Origin of the sequence: Aureimonas sp. OT7, assembly GCF_014844055.1 — a bacterium.
GTDB lineage: Bacteria > Pseudomonadota > Alphaproteobacteria > Rhizobiales > Rhizobiaceae > Aureimonas > Aureimonas altamirensis_A.
The window spans coordinates 3,147,966-3,163,703 of record NZ_CP062167.1 but is presented as its reverse complement, the minus strand read 5'-3'; the positions used below and the strand labels follow the sequence as shown (position 1 = coordinate 3,163,703).

Annotated in this window: 19 protein-coding genes; 9 read left to right on the top strand and 10 right to left on the bottom strand. The window is 64.7% G+C overall.

The genetic code is table 11. The features are described 5' to 3' along the window. Nucleotides 1-369 precede the first annotated feature (369 nt). Nucleotides 370-1,041 carry a response regulator transcription factor gene (locus IGS74_RS15165; RefSeq protein ID WP_192387203.1) on the bottom strand — a complete coding sequence of 224 codons (672 nt, stop codon included), beginning with the start codon at nt 1,039-1,041 and terminating at the stop codon, nt 370-372. 119 nt (nt 1,042-1,160) lie between these two features. On the opposite strand from IGS74_RS15165, the gene IGS74_RS15160 reads away from it, so the two are divergent. The 4 genes from IGS74_RS15160 to IGS74_RS15145 all read left to right on the top strand — a co-directional run bounded on the left by IGS74_RS15160 (nt 1,161) and on the right by IGS74_RS15145 (nt 4,127). Continuing rightward, entirely contained in the window at nt 1,161-2,810 is a 1,650-nt protein-coding gene (locus IGS74_RS15160) for a phosphoethanolamine--lipid A transferase (protein ID WP_192387201.1), read from the top strand. After that, a complete protein-coding gene (locus IGS74_RS15155) occupies nt 2,807-3,202 on the top strand; it encodes a diacylglycerol kinase (protein ID WP_192387199.1) in 396 nt (131 codons plus the stop codon). The genes IGS74_RS15160 and IGS74_RS15155 overlap by 4 nt, the downstream gene beginning before the upstream one ends. A 63-nt stretch (nt 3,203-3,265) precedes the next feature. After that, nucleotides 3,266-3,586, top strand: a complete 321-nt coding sequence (locus IGS74_RS15150; RefSeq protein WP_192387197.1) for a hypothetical protein — start codon at nt 3,266-3,268, stop codon at nt 3,584-3,586. A 94-nt stretch (nt 3,587-3,680) separates the two neighbouring features. After that, nucleotides 3,681-4,127, top strand: a complete 447-nt coding sequence (locus IGS74_RS15145; RefSeq protein WP_156122325.1) for a DoxX family protein — start codon at nt 3,681-3,683, stop codon at nt 4,125-4,127. Between the two features lie 50 nt (nt 4,128-4,177). Here the strand turns inward: IGS74_RS15145 and IGS74_RS15140 are convergent, their stop codons facing one another. Next, entirely contained in the window at nt 4,178-5,947 is a 1,770-nt protein-coding gene (locus IGS74_RS15140) for a DEAD/DEAH box helicase (RefSeq protein ID WP_192387195.1), read from the bottom strand. A 231-nt stretch (nt 5,948-6,178) separates the two neighbouring features. Continuing rightward, nucleotides 6,179-6,667 carry a DUF3597 domain-containing protein gene (locus IGS74_RS15135; RefSeq protein WP_192387193.1) on the bottom strand — a complete coding sequence of 163 codons (489 nt, stop codon included), beginning with the start codon at nt 6,665-6,667 and terminating at the stop codon, nt 6,179-6,181. A 236-nt stretch (nt 6,668-6,903) separates the two neighbouring features. Here IGS74_RS15135 and IGS74_RS15130 point away from each other — a divergent pair, with 236 nt between their 5' ends. After that, nucleotides 6,904-7,452: a serine acetyltransferase gene (locus tag IGS74_RS15130; protein ID WP_039192452.1), complete on the top strand. Its 549-nt coding sequence runs from the start codon at nt 6,904-6,906 to the stop codon at nt 7,450-7,452. A gap of 9 nt (nt 7,453-7,461) precedes the next feature. Here IGS74_RS15130 and IGS74_RS15125 read toward each other — a convergent pair whose 3' ends face one another. Genes IGS74_RS15125 through IGS74_RS15115 form a run of 3 tightly spaced genes read right to left on the bottom strand, consistent with a single transcriptional unit; the run spans nt 7,462 to nt 11,084 of the window. Next, complete coding sequence (locus tag IGS74_RS15125; protein WP_192387191.1) at nt 7,462-9,750, bottom strand: EAL domain-containing protein; 2,289 nt, start codon at nt 9,748-9,750, stop codon at nt 7,462-7,464. Continuing rightward, the gene (locus tag IGS74_RS15120; protein WP_192387189.1) at nt 9,750-10,304 is read right to left on the bottom strand and encodes a methyltransferase; all 555 of its coding nucleotides are present in this window, start codon (nt 10,302-10,304) and stop codon (nt 9,750-9,752) included. The genes IGS74_RS15125 and IGS74_RS15120 overlap by 1 nt, the downstream gene beginning before the upstream one ends. 3 nt (nt 10,305-10,307) lie before the next feature. Further along, a complete protein-coding gene (locus IGS74_RS15115) occupies nt 10,308-11,084 on the bottom strand; it encodes a hypothetical protein (RefSeq protein WP_206688174.1) in 777 nt (258 codons plus the stop codon). Nucleotides 11,085-11,244: 160 nt separating this feature from the next. On the opposite strand from IGS74_RS15115, the gene IGS74_RS15110 reads away from it, so the two are divergent. Together IGS74_RS15110 and chrA are read left to right on the top strand one after the other, a co-directional pair. After that, the gene (locus IGS74_RS15110; protein ID WP_192387187.1) at nt 11,245-11,496 is read left to right on the top strand and encodes a hypothetical protein; all 252 of its coding nucleotides are present in this window, start codon (nt 11,245-11,247) and stop codon (nt 11,494-11,496) included. Between the two features lie 108 nt (nt 11,497-11,604). Next, nucleotides 11,605-12,831: a chromate efflux transporter gene (gene chrA, locus IGS74_RS15105; protein ID WP_192387185.1), complete on the top strand. Its 1,227-nt coding sequence runs from the start codon at nt 11,605-11,607 to the stop codon at nt 12,829-12,831. Between the two features lie 69 nt (nt 12,832-12,900). On the opposite strand, the gene IGS74_RS15100 is transcribed toward chrA, so the two are convergent. From IGS74_RS15100 to IGS74_RS15090, 3 genes are all read right to left on the bottom strand, one after another. After that, nucleotides 12,901-13,140 carry a hypothetical protein gene (locus IGS74_RS15100; RefSeq protein ID WP_192387182.1) on the bottom strand — a complete coding sequence of 80 codons (240 nt, stop codon included), beginning with the start codon at nt 13,138-13,140 and terminating at the stop codon, nt 12,901-12,903. Beyond that, a complete protein-coding gene (locus IGS74_RS15095) occupies nt 13,137-13,460 on the bottom strand; it encodes a hypothetical protein (protein WP_192387180.1) in 324 nt (107 codons plus the stop codon). The genes IGS74_RS15100 and IGS74_RS15095 overlap by 4 nt, the downstream gene beginning before the upstream one ends. A 155-nt stretch (nt 13,461-13,615) precedes the next feature. Next, entirely contained in the window at nt 13,616-13,879 is a 264-nt protein-coding gene (locus tag IGS74_RS15090; RefSeq protein ID WP_192387178.1) for a hypothetical protein, read from the bottom strand. A 248-nt stretch (nt 13,880-14,127) separates the two neighbouring features. On the opposite strand from IGS74_RS15090, the gene IGS74_RS15085 reads away from it, so the two are divergent. After that, entirely contained in the window at nt 14,128-14,565 is a 438-nt protein-coding gene (locus IGS74_RS15085) for a hypothetical protein (protein ID WP_192387176.1), read from the top strand. Further along, nucleotides 14,565-15,020: a YetF domain-containing protein gene (locus tag IGS74_RS15080; RefSeq protein ID WP_192387173.1), complete on the top strand. Its 456-nt coding sequence runs from the start codon at nt 14,565-14,567 to the stop codon at nt 15,018-15,020. The genes IGS74_RS15085 and IGS74_RS15080 overlap by 1 nt, the downstream gene beginning before the upstream one ends. Here the strand turns inward: IGS74_RS15080 and IGS74_RS15075 are convergent. After that, nucleotides 15,015-15,626, bottom strand: coding sequence for a cysteine hydrolase (locus IGS74_RS15075; RefSeq protein WP_192387170.1), 612 nt, complete (start codon nt 15,624-15,626; stop codon nt 15,015-15,017). The two genes, IGS74_RS15080 and IGS74_RS15075, sit on opposite strands and share 6 nt — an antisense overlap. Between the last annotated feature and the right edge of the window lie 112 nt (nt 15,627-15,738).

The following is a 15,738-nucleotide window of genomic DNA, read 5'->3' as shown; positions in this document are numbered from 1 at the left end:
CGCGTCCTTTAGGTCCTGGTCGACCTGCACGATGGCGTGCGGCAGACGCATTTCCTGCCAGCCTTCGTGCCATACCTCCGCAGGGATGTTGCCGGCGATCATCCGCCCGTTTTCGGCCAGCAGGTAGAAATCGTCGCCCGGCGCGCCTTCCGCGTGCTCGCTGATGGCAAAGGATAGCTGCGATATCCCCCCGGTGCTGTAGGCGGATCGCAGCGCCTGCATGTCGTACTGGATCTCGCGCTCGGAAATCCCGCGGATCTCCTGCGTGGCGACGATGTAGACGATGCCCAGGATCAGTGAGACGAACAGCGTGAAGATCAGCGCATAGGTTCCGGCAAAGCGGAAGGCGAGGGTGCGGAACATCGAGGATCAGACTTCCAGTATGTAGCCCGAACCGCGCACGGTGCGGATGACCTCGTTGCCGAAGGGTTTGTCCACCTTGGCGCGCAGGCGGCTGATATGCGTTTCCACCACGTTGGTCTGCGGGTCGAAATGAAAATCCCAGACACGCTCCAGCAACATCGTGCGGGTTACGAGGCGCCCCTTGTTGCGCATCAGATATTCCAGAAGCTGAAATTCGCGCGGTTGCAGTTCCACCGCGACGCCGCCCCGCGTCACGCTGCGCGATATGAGGTTCATCCGCAGCTCTCCCGCCTCCAGCACCGTTTCCTCGCGGCGGGCGGGCCCGCGCCGCGTCAGCGCGTTCAGCCGCGCCAGAAGCTCGGAAAATGCGAAGGGCTTGAGAAGATAATCGTCGGCGCCGGCCTCCAGCCCCTCGACCCGGTCGTCGACGCCCCCCAGCGACGTCAGGAAAAGGATCGGCGCATCGCGCCCGGCCGAGCGCAGGGCCCGCACCAGCGACAACCCGTCGAGGCCCGGCAGCATCCTGTCGACGATCAGGGCGTCGTAATCGCGCGTGCAGGCCAGCTCCATGCCGGACAAACCGTCCGCCGCCCTGTCCACGCCGTGGCCCGCCTCGGCCAGGCCGGCGCCGATATAGCCGGCGATGCCGGAATCATCCTCGATCAGCAACAGTTTCATCCGCCACTCCCGTACACCCGGCATGGACGACTATACGAAATTGTATAGTGCCGGCCAGTCGCCAGACATATGGGGCCGATACTGCCTTCGCCATTCGCAATTTCGAAGCCGGAGCCAGGATGCGTCTTTCCCGCCCCGTAATCGGCAGTGTCGCGCTTTCGGCGCTCACCGCCGCCTACATACTTTTCGTCACCAACGGCACTTTCTGGGCCAAGGCGCTCGCCTATTTCGGGGGGCATCCGGACGCTCTCGTCATGTTCGGGGCGGGGCTGTTCGCCCTGTTCCTGGCGGGGCTCACGACGTTCTCCGTCAAGTATCTCGTCAAACCCCTGTTCATCCTGCTTGTGCTGATCGCGGCGGCGGCCTCCTATTACACCGACACGTTCGGCACCTTGATCGACCGGCAGATGATCCAGAACATCCTGCTGACGACGCCCGGCGAGGCACGGCACCTCATCACGCCCGATATGGCGCGGCATCTTCTGCTTTACGGGCTGCTGCCGGCCGCGTTCATCGCCGCCGTGCGCGTTCGGCACAGGCCCTTCCTGTCGAAGGTGCGCCGCAACAGCCTGGTCATCTTCCCGGCCCTGCTTCTGGCGATCGGCATCGTCTTTGCCAACTACCAGGCATTCTCAGGTACCTTCCGCGCCCATCGCGATCTGATGGCCAGTCTCAACCCCGTCGCGCCCATCGGCGCCGCCATCCGCTACGCCGAACGCCTGACCCGGGAGCGCAACATCGTCGCCGAGCCGCTCGGGCTCGATGCCCGGCAGTCCGAGCGGGTCGCGACGTCGCTAAAGCCCGTCGTCACGGTGTTCGTCGTCGGCGAGACGGCGCGGGCTCAAAACTTCGGCCTGGCCGGCTACGCCCGGGATACCACGCCGGAATTGCGGGCGTTGAACGTGGCCAGCTTCAATGCCGTATCCAGCTGCGGCACGTCCACGGCCGTATCGGTGCCCTGTATGTTCTCGGTCTATCCGCGGGCCGACTATACCGAGCCGAAGGCACTGGCGACGCAGAACCTGACCGACGTCCTGTCCCATGCCGGACTTTCCGTGGCGTGGTACGACAACGATACGGGCTCGATGCAGGTCGCCGACCGCATGGCCTACGAGTTCCTGCCCGCAAAGCCCGACGATCGCTACTGCGAGGGCGGCGAATGCCTGGATGACGTCCTCGTCAACCGGCTCGCTGTCGCGCTCGATGCCATCAAGGGCAACAGCGTGATCGTGCTGCACCAGCTCGGAAGCCACGGGCCGGCTTACTCCGCCCGTTACCCGGCGTCGTTCGAGCGCTTCAAGCCGGCCTGCCACACCAGCCAGTTCGCGGATTGCACGCGCGAGGAAATCGTCAACGCCTACGACAACACCATCGCCTATACCGATCACATCCTGGCAGAGGCAATCCGTCTCCTCGACAGCCGCCAGGACCTGGCAACCAACCTTCTTTTCGTCTCCGACCATGGCGAGTCCCTCGGTGAGAACGGGCTTTTCCTGCATGGCGCGCCGTACTTCATGGCGCCCGAAACGCAGACCCATGTACCGATGATCGCCTGGTTCTCCCCGGCCTACGCCTCGCTTGTCGGTCTTGACCGAGGCTGTGTGCGAAACCTTGAAGATGCGCCGCTGTCGCATGACAATGTGTTCCATACGATGCTCGGCCTGTCGGAGGTCTCGACCGCTGCCTATCAGCCGGCGCTGGACATGTTCGCCGCATGCCGGGGCCGGCCCGGTGGTACGGTCGCGCAACTGCCGGAGCAGCGTTCATGAGCGCCGATACGGGGTTTCGTGCGGTTCACGTCAAGCAGGCGGGGCTGCGTCATCTGGCAGGCGCGCTGTCCTATTCGATGGGGGGCCTCCGGCGCCTGATGGCCGAGACGGCCTTCCGGCACGAGCTGCTTGGGGCGGCCGCCGCAATGGGCGGCCTTGCCCTGGCGGGGGCAGGGGCCGGCGCCCTTGTCGGCCAATTCGTGCTTCTTTGCGGCCTGTTCGCCTTCGAGGCGGTCAACACCGCCATCGAGCTCGTGGTCGACAGGGTGTCGCCGGAGCTTTCCGCCTTCGCACAGCAGGCCAAGGACCTCGGCTCGTTCGCTGTCCTTGCCATGATCTTCGCAAACGTCGCATGGGCAAGCTTCGCCTTATGGGGCGCCTTGGTCGGCTGATGCGACAGGTTGCGCTGCGGTCGGGCCTTGCCGCCCGCGCAACTGTCCCGTAGAGAGTTTTTTGTGAGTTACGCCCTGCGCCTGTTCCTGGTCATCGCCTTCAGCCTCGCGGCAATCATGACGTCGCGTGCGGGGCCGGTCATGGCCGGTGGATGCCCCTCCAAGCAGGAAGTCCAGCTGAGCTGCCCGGTCGAGCCGGCATCCGCCGCGCTGCCGATGCAATCGAAGACCGACGCCAAATGCGGCATGGCGGTGCTAGAGAATGACCAGGCTCCGGCGACACGCATCGCCGACGGAGCTTGGCTGCCCTCCTACGTGGTGGGGCTGCTCGAAGGCCAGCCGCCCGGGCGGGACGACCCGCCCCCTCGAACCCGTCTTTCCTGATCGACGACCAGACTATCAATGGCAGCCTGCCGGCGGCCCGGTGCCGCGGGCGAATGGCCTTCTGGCGGCTGCCGGAAACATGACAGGAAAAGACATGAGCAATCACATCGACCGCACTTCGTTGCGCATTCCGGCGCTGTCCGGCTTCTACGCGGCGCTGGGCGCGCCGGCCGAGACGCTGTTGCGCGTCGTCTGCGGCGTCGCGCTGATGACGCACGGCTATCCGAAGATACTCGACCCGTTCGGCGCCATCGGAATGGTGGAGGGGCTTGGCTTCTATCCGGGGGCCTTCTGGTCGCCGCTTCTGGCGATCACCGAATTCTTCGGTGGGCTGCTGCTGGCCATCGGCCTGTTCACCCGCCCGGCCGCCCTCGGCACGACCATCGTCCTGCTCGTGACGGTGTGGTTCCACTGGATCACGCGCGGCGAGGGCTACTCCGGCGCCGAGAAATCGATCCTCTGGGCGGCCATCACGTTCTACTTCTTCGCAGTCGGGGCCAACCGGCACTCGGTGGACGCGAAGCTCGGCCGCCAGTTCTAACCAGCGTATCGAGGCGGCTTCGCTGTCGAAGCCGCCTCGAACCGGATAAGTCAGCCTGCGGCGTGGCCCTTGCGCTGCGCCTTGGCTCCGGCATTGTGCTGCTTGGCGAAGCCGGGTTTGCCAAACGAAGGCTTGGCGGAGCCCGGCTTGCCCGACTTCGAGTAGGCCGGCTTGCCGTATTTGCTGAAGGCCGGCTTGGAGAACATCTTCGCATCCGGCGCGGTGCTCGGCGTGATGGCGGCATCGTCGCCATCGGCATGACGAGCCGCTTCCGCAAAGCCGCTGGCAGCGGATTCCGCCACCTCGAAACGTGTTTCCCGCTCGAAGATGCGGATCGCGCCGATCTCCTGCCGGCTGATCTTACCGCGACGGCAGATCATCGGCAGCAGCCAGCGCGGGTCGGCGTTGGCGTTGCGCCCAACCCCGACCTTGAACCAGACCGTCTCGCCGGCAGGCCCACGGGAAGCGGGAACATTGTCACGGTCCTGACGGCCCTTGCCCATGTCCGATCCCGGATCGCCGATATCTTCGGCGGCAGGCAGTTTCTGGCGATACAGCCGTACCAATGCGGCGGCCAGCTCCAGCGGGGAACGGCCCTCGGCCAGCCTCTGGGCCAGCGCGGCCTCTTCTTCGGTGGATTCCCCGGCCAGGACCGGATCGGACAGGAAGCGCTCCTCGTCCTTGCGGCGCACGTCATCCGGCGAAGGGGCCGGCCCCCATTGCGGGCGCACGCTCGCCTCGGCCAGCAGTCGCTCGGCCTTGCGGCGGCGTGCCGGCGGCACCAGCAGGACCGAAATGCCCTTGCGGCCGGCGCGGCCGGTACGGCCGCTGCGATGCTGCAGCGTCTCGCTGTCGGACGGCAGCTCGGCATGGATGACGAGGCCCAGATTGGGAAGGTCGATACCGCGCGCCGCGACGTCGGTGGCGACACAGACACGGGCATGGCCGTCGCGCAGCGCCTGCATGGCGGAATTGCGCTCCTTCTGCCCCAGTTCGCCGGACAGGGCCACGGCGGTGAAGCCCCGCTCGACGAGGCTCGCATGCAGGCGGCGAACCGATTCCCGCGTGTTGCAGAAAACGATGGCGCTGCCGGCGTCGTGATAGCGCAGCAAATTGACGGTCGCGTGTTCGGTTTCGTTGGGCAGGATGCGGATGGCCTTGTAGGCGATATCGGCATGCGCCTTGGTGCCGCTGCTCGTCTGAATGCGCAACGCGTTGGTCTGATACTGAACGGTCAGGCTGACGATGGATTTCGGCAGCGTGGCCGAAAACAGAAGCGTACGCCTGTCGTTCGGCGTGGCCTCCAGAAGCAGTTCGAGGTCTTCGCGGAAGCCGAGGTCCAGCATCTCGTCTGCTTCGTCCAGGACGACGGCGCGCAGCGACGCCAGCGACAGAGCGCCCCGCTCGAAATGGTCGCGCAGGCGGCCCGGCGTCCCGACCACGATATGACAGCCGGCGCGCAGGCGCCGCTGCTCGGTGCGGGGGTCCATGCCGCCGACGCAGGTCGCTATGGACGCGCCGGTGTCGGCATAGAGCCACTCCAGTTCGCGGTGCACCTGCAGCGCCAGTTCCCGCGTCGGCGCGATTATGAGGGCCAGTGGGGCGCCGCTCGCCGTGAAGCGTTCCGCCTCGCCCAACAGCGTCGACGCTATGGCAAGGCCGAAGGCAACCGTCTTGCCGGAGCCGGTCTGCGCGGAGACCAGAAGGTCGCGCCCATCGGCATCCGGCCGCAGCACGGCGGCTTGGACGTCGGTTGGCTCGTCGTAGGAATGTGAGGCAAGGGCGCGCGCAAGCGCGGCATTGGTGGCGGGAAACGGCATGTCGGCAATCCTTATGAAGGCAGGATCGCGCTCGGCAATCCAACGGCAATGGGTTCGATAGGGCAAGGGGTGCGCCGGCAACGGAAGCACCGCATGCTCGAGTTTTGCCGGATCCTGCGTGCGTCCTACACCAGACCGGACACAAAGTCACGCGCGACGTGAAAAGGGGCGGCCCGCCTTTTCGGTGGGCCGCCCCTGTCGCCGCAGGTCGATGCCTGACGTCGGGTTGCGTCAGCTCAGATCGGCGGGCACCTTGCCGCCATTGTCCTTGAGCTTCTGGATCACCTGCTTGTGCAGCCACATGTTCATCGTGGCGGAATCGTTCATGTCGCCGGTATAGCCGAGTTCCTGCGCCAGCTCCTTGCGGCTGGACAGGCTGCTGTCGAGTCCGAGCGCCTTCATCAGATCGACGATGGAGGTCTTCCAGTTGAGGGATTGGCCGCTTTTCGAAACCGCATTGTCCAGCACGGCTCCGATGTCCACGGGGGCAGCGCCTGTCGTCGACGCCGGCGTGGTGGAGGGGGAGGGCGCCGGAGCCGATGGGGCCGTCGCCGACGCCGGCGTGGTGGAGGGTGAAGGCGCCGGAGCCGATGGGGCCGTCGTCGACGGCGAGGGGGGCGGCGGCGTATCCGCCGGAGCCGGCGCCTCTGGCGTCGCCGTCGGCTCCGCGGCCTCGGCTTCACCCCAGATTGCGTTCTTGATGCGATCGAAAATGCCCATGCTGTGTCCTCCGTTCACGATAAAGAGATTCCTAGGGTCCGATGGGCAACCTGCAAGCGGAGAAGGGGTTCCATCCACCATCGGGCATCCAGCAACTACGCCCATCTGACGATTGGACATGCGACCTCAACCTTAAGTTGGGCTCATCCAACCCTTGCGCGTTTAGCTGTCGACCAGAGATAGCTTTTCATGACGTACGCCGATCAAGAGCGTTGTATCGAGGGGAGTCTCGTCGCATGGCAAAGGTGGGTGTCGAGCAGGTTTCGGCTTCGGAAGCGGACTGGTCGCGAGAGAAGCCGCAGCGTTTGTGGGATCCGTCCCGGCGTTTGATTCAGGCGATCCGTAACTACCAGACGGCGTCGCGGTCCCCTGGGGTGCTCCGCTGGTTCCGGTTGCAATGGTGGAAGAACGCGCATCGCTTCTGGTCCGTGGTGACGCAGACCGAAATCAATCTCGAGGCCGATATCGGCGGCGGCTTCCTGATGCCCCACCCCAATGGCATCGTCATCCACCCCGACAGCCGCATCGGCCCCAACTGCATGATCTTCCAGCAGGTTACGCTGGCAGCGGGCGAAACCGGATCGCCCAGGCTTGGAGGGCATGTCGATATCGGCGCCGGGGCCAAGATCCTCGGCGACGTGGCGATCGGCGATCATGCCGTCATCGGCGCCAACGCCGTCGTGCTGACGGATGTGCCGGCCTATCACACCGCCGTCGGCATTCCGGCGCGCATCCTGCCGCCCCGGCACGAAAGGGCGGGTGCCAAAGTGTCGCGCGCGGCTTGAGCCCGCGCATCAGGCAAAAATGTCGACCTTGTCCATGGGCGGGTCGTCGCGTGGCCGTCCCAAAAGGTAGCCCTGGCCGAAATGAATGCCGTTGGCGCGCAGCCATTGCAGTTGCGTGTGGTTTTCGATGCCTTCGGCCACCAGATGAATGTTCAGGTCGGCGGTCAGGCGGGCAACTGTCCGGATGATCGCCTCTACTTTCCGGTCCGGAAGCTGGCGCAGGAAACTGGCGTCGATCTTCAGCCCATCGACGTTGATCTTGCGGACATAGCCCAGCGAAGAGTAGCCGGTGCCGAAATCGTCGAGCACGAGCTTCACGCCGAGGGCCTTGATCTTCGAGAGCTGGTCGAGCGCCTCGTCGAAGAAGTCGATGAAGATGCTCTCGGTGATTTCGATGCCGAGGCGGGACGCCGCCAGGCCCGTCTGTGCGAGCACATCGGCGAGCAGGCCCGGAAAACGGCCGCTGGCCAACTGTTGCGGCGACAGGTTCACATTGACCTGCACGTTGGCCGGCCATTGGGCGGCGGCCTCGCAGGCGCGCCGCAGCACCAGTTCTCCCAGCCGGTCGATAAGCCCGCTGGCTTCGGCGACGGGGATGAATTTTTCAGGCGATACGGCGCCACGGTCAGGATGCCACCAGCGCGCCAGCGCCTCCACGCAGACGACCTGCCCGGTAAAAAGATCGACGATGGGTTGGTAGACGACGGCGATGTGGCCGCCGTCGATGGCTTCGGCGAGTTCGCCTTCCTGAAGCAGCCGCGCGTGATACTCTTCCTCGAGTTCGCGCGTGAAACAGCAGACGATGCCCTTGCCCTCGGCTTTCGCCTTGTACAGCGCCAGATCGGCCATGAAGAACAGCCGCGAGGCGTCCGTGCCCTCGTCCTTCGACGCGGCAAGGCCAAGGCTGGCGCTCGGCTTCACGGTGCGCCCATGCAGCACCATGCGCGCGGTGATGCGCTCCGACAGCCGGTTTGCTGCCGCAACGCCCGCTTCGAGGTCCATGTCGGCGAACAGGACGGCGAATTCGTCGCCGCCGAGCCGCCCCGCCGCATCCGATGGACGCAGGCTGGACCGGATACGGTCCGCGACGGTGGCTAGAAGCTGGTCGCCCAGGTGATGGCCGTAGGTGTCGTTGGTCGACTTGAAGTTGTCGAGGTCGATGCTGACCAGCACGAAACGACCGCCACGGCGGCGGGCATCCTCGATCAGGGCCACGAAGGCCTTGCGGTTTAGGAGCCCGGTCAGGCCGTCGTGGCGCGCCATATAGGCCAGTTTCCGGTCTGCCTCGTAGCGCTCGGTGATATCGCGGCCGATACCTCGGAAGCCGGTAATCTGCCCGTCGTCGCTATGCACAGGGTGTCCGGTCAACAGGAACCAGCGTTGCTGGATGCCGCTTCTGGCGGTCGCGGTGATATCGCGGAAGGCAAGCCCTTTTTCTATGAAGTCCGCGAGTTGTGGGTGGCTGTCGGCTTTTTCGGACGCCTGCAGGATGGTGTCGAGGCGTCTTTCGGCCGCCGCGTCGGTATCCACGCCGGGAAGAAGCGCCAGGTTGGCCGGCATCGACCGCAGGCGGCCCCGCGCGTCGGTTTCCCACAGCCAGTCGGAAGACCCCTCCTGAAACTCCCGGAGAAAGATGTTCACCGTGGTGATCTCGCGCCGAAGCGCGGCCTGCGCCCTGGAGCGACCGTCGAAGGCAAGGTTGGTACAGATGATGCCGACGATGGCGTAGAGCGTATAGGAGGTGAAGGCGATGGCCGTGACCGCGTCGGCCATGCCGAGGAATGCCACCGCGATGATCGACAGCGTTGCGACCGGCACGAAGAAGGCGAAGGCGACGATGGCCGGAACGCAGATGATCGGCGTGGAAACGACACCCAGCGCAAGGCCGATGATCAAAGCGTGTTGCCCGGCCTCTCCGTGGTAGGCGAGCAGGTTGATGAAGGCGCCCCAGGCGACGCCCAGCGCGAAGTACAGGATGCATGCGCGCCTGATATAGGCGAATGCACGGTTGCTGCGCCGCCAGCATCGCGCCGCATGCAGGATCAGGGCGTAGATGAAAAGGATGGCCGCGCCCGCCAACGGCATCAGCGGGCGTTCGAGAGGGCGGAAGTTGACGACGATGAAGATCGCGTTGACGACGCCCGTCGCAGCGAAGAGCATGCTCAGATAGAAGAGCAGGCTTGCCTGGTCGTGAAGCGTTTCGTCGTCCTGGCGGGACTGCGGTGGCTTCAGTCTGAGAAGGCGGCGCAGCGTCGCTGCGCCTCTCCTCGACAAAGCCTGCACTGAATTCCAACGCATCACCGCCGCAGCATCCCGTGCACCTTTGGAACGATCATTCCCGTCCGACACCGGTACTCCGTGTAGGACGTCGCCATCGACGTAGTGAGAAAGCGTCTTTCCTCAGTTTTTGCAATTGCGAAATACCATATGATTAAAGGAGTCGCGACCAGCCATTGAATTCCGCCCGCGGCCACCCCCGTACCGAACCAGAACAGGCAGTAGGCCAGATAGAACGGATGGCGCACATAGGCGTAGGGACCCTCCTGGTGAAGCGCGTCGGGGTCGGCTTCGCTATGCGCCAGTTGCGGCGGCCTGTGGCTCGTCGCCCGAACCGCCCACCAGAACAGCGCCGTGGATGCGCAGGACAAGGCAATGAAGCCTGCGGCCGGCACGCCGGCAACACCGCGCGTGACCACCAGATATAGAAACAGCGCGCTGGCGATGGTGCTGGCGGCGGTCAGGGCGCGCATACCGGACGGCATGCCGTCCGGTGCGCGGAAATGTCGCTGCAGGCCCCAGCTGAACGAGGCGAGGGGGATGATGGTGAAGAGGATGACCAGACTATACAGCATCGCTCAGGCTCCCTTCAGCGACAGGGTTATGGCTTCGCCCTTGAAGAAGCCGTCGAGATTGCCGGTGGATCCTGCCAGCGGGTCCATGGCGGGGACCGCCTGGCGCACCTTGTCGTAACGCGTGCGGTCGCTTGCCATCAGGCGCATGGGACAACTCAGCCCGGGATAGGGGCGCAGGTCGGATGCCGCCTCATAGCCGAGGCGACGATAGAAGGGCGCGTGGTTGGCGCGGACGCAGGCCAGATGCACCTGGCTATGGGCACACAGGGCCACATATCCGGCCATGCGATAGAGTAGGAATACCAATCCCTGGTTGTTTTCCGCCTCAGGGCTGCGAACCAGGCGCGTCACCTCGATACCGCGGCCGGAAAACGGATTGCCCTCGTCCTTGTTCAACAGGTCGTCGACTTCATCGCGAAATGCGTCGCGTGCCGGTGAGGTCAGGTCCGTTCCCCGCGCCAGCGTGCAGGTGCGTACCGAGGCTATGGGGACGTCGCGATCGTAGATCACGATGGTGCTGGCATTCGGCATGTCGTCATAGACGTCTTTGAACAGGCCGGATGCGTTCGGCTCGATATGCCCACCCGCTACATAACTGCGATAGCGGACGCGGTAGGCATCCTCGCGGACCGAATCAGCGACGGCAAGCCGTGCCACATAATTGTCCGTTCGGGTGGCAGAGCGGACGCGCCGCGACTGCGGCGTCCTGGACGGCGCTTGCGCTACCGCGTCATGCTGCGATTGCGTATCGGCCGGGAAAGGCGACAGAGTATGGTTCATCGATGGGCCTCATTGTTGGAGCAGCCCAGTCGGTCGTCGGCCCCGGGGTCTACCGGGGCAGGAGGATGACGATGCGGCCGGGCACCGTTATTCTGACGGCCCCGGTAGGGTCAGTGAAAGCCCCGGCGGCTAACGGGTATCCCATTTGGTGAAGGGGTCATTGTCCGTGCAGATCTTTCAACCCGTCGAAACCGTCGCGGAGTTTCGTACTTTGGATGAGGGGGACGTGCTGTGCGGCTATCTCGACGGGCTCGGCGGCCTCCCTTGCGCAATGGACGAGGTGTCTCGCGCCTACTGGCACGGATGGCGCAACGGGCTGGTCGATGGAGGATTCGCAGAACCCGATTCCGCGCAACTCAAGCTGGACGCGCAATTCGCCAGACTTGGGCGCCGCCGCCCCGACCGCTTATGAGGCAGAAGCGGTCAGGTTGATCGCGTCGTCACCCCCCTGTCATATCCGCCGTGCCATCTGGCGCCTCGCTTTCCACGCCGAACAGGCAGACTGCCGGATCAGACACCGATGAAGGACGCCCCGTACACGCCGGCCAGCCCGACGTCTCGGCCTCAAGGCTCGCCGAAGGAGGTCATGCTTGCCTTCCTGAAGCTGGGCTTGACCTCCTTCGGCGGTCCGATCGCGCATCTCGGCTACTTCCGCGACGAGTTCGTGGTACGGCGCGGCTGGATCGACGATGGCGGCTACGGCGATCTCGTTGCCTTGTGCCAATTCCTGCCGGGACCGACTTCAAGCCAGGTCGGCGCTGCGCTGGGTTTCCTGCGGGCAGGCCCATACGGTGCGCTGGCGGCCTTTGCCATGTTCACCCTCCCGTCGGCGATCCTCATGGTCGCCTTTGCGTATAGTGCCGGCGCGTTCGGCGGGCCGCTCGGGGACGGCGCGCTTCTGGGCCTGAAGATCGTCGCGGTGGCAATCGTCGCACAGGCCGTTCTTGGAATGGCCCGAAGCCTTTGCCCGGATCGCGAACGCGCACTGATCGCGGCTGCGGCCGTCCTGGTTCTGGCGCTCCTGCCGGGAGCGTTCGGCCAGGTCGCCGCAATTGCCGCAGGTGCGGGCGCAGGGCTTGTCTGGTGCCGTTCCCGAGCCTCGCAGTTGCCCACCAAGCTGTATTTCGGTGTCTCGGGTGCCGTGGGCGCCGGCAGCCTGGCAATGTTCCTGCTTCTGCTTGTCGGCCTTCCCTTGGTCGCCTCCGTTTCCGGCTCCGATACACTTGCGGTCGTCGACGCATTCTACAGATCCGGCGCGCTGGTGTTCGGGGGCGGCCATGTGGTTCTGCCCTTGCTGGAAGCCGAGACCGTGCAGACCGGTTGGCTGTCCACAGATACGTTCCTGGCGGGATACGGGGCGGCACAGGCGGTGCCGGGTCCCCTGTTTTCCTTCGCTGCCTATCTGGGGGCGCTTCTGCCGGGCGTGCCGAGCCGCCTTGTCGGAGCGGCCATCGCTCTGTCGGTGATCTTCCTGCCGGGCTTCCTTCTGCTTGCCGGTGCAATGGCGTTCTGGGACGTCCTGCGAAGCCGTCCGGGTGCCCAGGCTCTCATGCGCGGAGCCAACGCCGCGGTGGTCGGAATCCTCGCAGCGGCACTTTATGATCCGTTATTGAAGAGCGCCGTCGTCGACCAACTGTCCTTTGCCCTCGCAGTGGCCTGTTTCGTCCTGCTCACCGCGTGGAAGGTTTCACCGTGGCTCGTCGTCGTGTTTGGAGCGCTGGGCGGCGTCCTGATGGCCGCTGCATAGAAAAGGCGGCCGGCTTGAATTGCCGGCCGCCTTGCGGTTGTTCGGACCCATCTTCGTTGAGATGCAGCGCTATGCTGCGCGTATGGCGTCGATCAAGCGGTCCAATGCCGCAAGACCGCGGTCGGTAAGGCGGCCACGACCGTCGTCGACTTCGATCATCTCCGCGTTCGCCAGTTCGGACAGGCCATCCGGATCGGCGCGGTGGCCCGACCCGTCGTTCAGCACGACGTCCCGGACGGCTTCCCCGCTAGCCAGCTGGTGGTAGGCGGCAAAGACGAGGATGGAGTGCCCCTTGTCGGTGATGCTCATCGGCGGCCCGAGCCGGCATCGTCGTTCAGGGGGTTTCCGGCATCGTCGAGCGGAGCGTCCTCTTCTCCCAGCTCGACCCCATCGTCGTAGGTGGGTGACAATCCCTTTCGTTCCGCCGGGCCCTTGTCGGCATGGTCCGGCTTGTTCGTCTGGACGACTTCAGGTCCATCCACATGGCTCGGCGGCACGGGATCGGATGTCGGAAACGTATCCTCCAGCGCCGTATCCAATTTCTCCTCGACCGTCATCGGGCGGTGCTGGCCGCCGGGCTGCGTACGGTCGTCAATCTTGTTCGCGGCCTGATCTATGTCGTTCGGCATGACTGCCTCCTGTCTTGCGGCAACGCTGGCGTCGGGGCGGAACCGTTCCGCAAACCCCGCGCCAGCAATGCGTTCGATTGTCTTTGGGACGGTTTTGAGCTTCCTGAAACGGGCTCGCCGAAGCGAGCCCTCGATCGGGTTGCTGCAATTGGACGTCAGGCCAATCCGGGCAACTCGTCGTCTTTATCGCCATGGCCCGGGCGGCCGTCATCGGTTGGCAGACGCAGGCCTTCGGCGCCGACATCGTCGATGTCTTCCGCGTCGCCGTCCTCGTCCATTTCGTCGAGGTCTTCCTCGACTTCGCGTTCCATCTCGGCCGAGCTGGCGTCATCGTCGGTCACGACCTCGCCCGGCTTCAGCGGCTTGCCATCCGGCATCTTCTCGTTCGGGTTTTCGCCGACATTGCTTGTTCTGGACATTGCATCCTCCATGCTTCGTTGAAGGACATAAGGAGCGCCGGCCAGCTCCGTTCCGTCGGTGCGACGAACTGGGACGGGGAGGGATTGCTCACCGCTCCGACACCCCTACATTGTGTGTGTAGCTCGATGGCATCTTTACTGAAGCCAGGTGTCGGACATCGCGCATGGTGAATTATCCCGATGGACTGCATTCCGGGCACGCCAGCCCACGCAGCGCGCTGCATCGCCACGCAAGCCCGATCTCGATATTGCTGCTGGCCGTCTTTCTCGGGGCCGGCCTGACCGGATGGATGGGAGGGCGTATGCCGCCGCCCCTTGTGACCGAGGGCCCCGTGGCGCGCATGGCCGTCAGTGCGCCGTCGATCGTCAGAAGCGGTCTCTTCTTTGAAGTCACCATCGATGTCACGGCCGAACGCGACATCGAAGACGTCGTGGTCGCGGTGGAACCGGATCTCTGGAGTCGCCAGACGCAGAACAGCATGATTCCGGCGGCCGCCGATGAAACGTATGGAGACGGCGGTTTCCGCTATTCATACGGCCCGCTCGGTGCTGGCGCCTCATTGCACGTCAAGGCGGATTTCCAGATCAATCCCGATCTGATGTGGGGAACGTCGGGCGTCGTAAGGCTGTATGACGGCCAGCGCGAACTTCTGCGCCAGCCTCTCGAACTGAAAGTGTGGCCGTAATGGATATCGTCCTGCGCGCGACCGCGATGTTCGCGATACTCTTTCTGCTGCTGCGCCTGCTCGGCAAGCGCGAACTCGGGCAGATGACGCCGTTTGAATTCGTTGTTCTCGTCGTCATGGGCGACTTGATACAGCAGGGTGTGACGCACAATGACTTCAGTCTTACCGGGGCGACGCTGGCCATCGTCACCTTCGCCTTCTGGGGGCTGGTGCTGAGTTGGGTCACCTACCTGTTTCCACGTGCGGAAAAGCTGCTCGACGGGGAGCCGCGCATCGTCATTCGAGACGGATGCCTGATCGAGGACAATCTGCGACGCGACAGGGTAACGCGCGCCGAGGTGGAGAGCGAGATGCGGCAAGCGGGCATCGGGGCGATGGAGGATGTCGCGTGGGGCATCCTGGAGCCACAGGGCAAGTTCAGTTTCATTCGGCGCGACACGGCGGCCTCGTCATGAACGCCAGCTTTCCAGGATTTCCTCAACCGTCGCCATTTCGATCTGCTCGCTGAACCTCGTCCGGTAAAGCTGCATCAACGCATCATGGGTTTCATCCGCCGAACTGCAGATCGCGTCGGTGGCCACGATGGTCCGATAGCCCCGGTCGACAGCGCCAAGAATGGTGGCAAGCACACAGACATCAGTCTCGCCGCCCGTCACGACGATCGATGTGACGCCGCTTCCTGACAGCAGCCGATCGAAATTGCCTTCCGTCCACGGCGAATAGACGCGCTTGTCGACCACTGAGGCGGGAGGGACGAACCGGGAAAGCGCCGGCACCAGGTCCACGAACTGCGAGTCCATCTGCTCCAGGGTCACGCTATGCCAGCGCCGGTAATAGCGCTGCCAGCTTCCGGGCATCTCCTCGGCGCGTACGGGTGGCACAAATCGGGTGAATACGGTGCGCGCAGCATGTCGGAACGCAAGTTTCTCGACGGCGGGCAGAACAGGCTCCAGCCAGGGAACCTCCCATGGACTGCCGGGCGCAAACAGCCGTTGCATGTCCACGCAGACATGCAAGCAATCGTCGCCAAGCGGGCCATGGACAAGCCCCTGGGCGCTCATGATGGCATACCGATGCAGGACCGGGCCGGGGCGGCGCCCGGCGCGGCTGCAGGGGCCGACAAGGCGGCCCCGGCTGGCCGGCTTCCCGGCCAGCCGAGCTGCATGACCGACC

Bases quoted from the DNA above. Each gene is read 5' to 3' on its own strand.
- IGS74_RS15165 (WP_192387203.1), bottom strand. From the start codon at position 1,041: ATGAAACTGTTGCTGATCGAGGATGATTCCGGCATCGCCGGCTATATC.
- IGS74_RS15160 (WP_192387201.1), top strand. From the start codon at position 1,161: ATGCGTCTTTCCCGCCCCGTAATCGGCAGTGTCGCGCTTTCGGCGCTC.
- IGS74_RS15155 (WP_192387199.1), top strand. From the start codon at position 2,807: ATGAGCGCCGATACGGGGTTTCGTGCGGTTCACGTCAAGCAGGCGGGG.
- IGS74_RS15145 (WP_156122325.1), top strand. From the start codon at position 3,681: ATGAGCAATCACATCGACCGCACTTCGTTGCGCATTCCGGCGCTGTCC.
- IGS74_RS15140 (WP_192387195.1), bottom strand. From the start codon at position 5,947: ATGCCGTTTCCCGCCACCAATGCCGCGCTTGCGCGCGCCCTTGCCTCA.
- IGS74_RS15135 (WP_192387193.1), bottom strand. From the start codon at position 6,667: ATGGGCATTTTCGATCGCATCAAGAACGCAATCTGGGGTGAAGCCGAG.
- IGS74_RS15130 (WP_039192452.1), top strand. From the start codon at position 6,904: ATGGCAAAGGTGGGTGTCGAGCAGGTTTCGGCTTCGGAAGCGGACTGG.
- IGS74_RS15125 (WP_192387191.1), bottom strand. From the start codon at position 9,750: ATGCGTTGGAATTCAGTGCAGGCTTTGTCGAGGAGAGGCGCAGCGACG.
- IGS74_RS15120 (WP_192387189.1), bottom strand. From the start codon at position 10,304: ATGCTGTATAGTCTGGTCATCCTCTTCACCATCATCCCCCTCGCCTCG.
- IGS74_RS15115 (WP_206688174.1), bottom strand. From the start codon at position 11,084: ATGAACCATACTCTGTCGCCTTTCCCGGCCGATACGCAATCGCAGCAT.
- chrA (WP_192387185.1), top strand. From the start codon at position 11,605: ATGAAGGACGCCCCGTACACGCCGGCCAGCCCGACGTCTCGGCCTCAA.
- IGS74_RS15100 (WP_192387182.1), bottom strand. From the start codon at position 13,140: ATGAGCATCACCGACAAGGGGCACTCCATCCTCGTCTTTGCCGCCTAC.
- IGS74_RS15095 (WP_192387180.1), bottom strand. From the start codon at position 13,460: ATGCCGAACGACATAGATCAGGCCGCGAACAAGATTGACGACCGTACG.
- IGS74_RS15090 (WP_192387178.1), bottom strand. From the start codon at position 13,879: ATGTCCAGAACAAGCAATGTCGGCGAAAACCCGAACGAGAAGATGCCG.
- IGS74_RS15080 (WP_192387173.1), top strand. From the start codon at position 14,565: ATGGATATCGTCCTGCGCGCGACCGCGATGTTCGCGATACTCTTTCTG.
- IGS74_RS15075 (WP_192387170.1), bottom strand. From the start codon at position 15,626: ATGAGCGCCCAGGGGCTTGTCCATGGCCCGCTTGGCGACGATTGCTTG.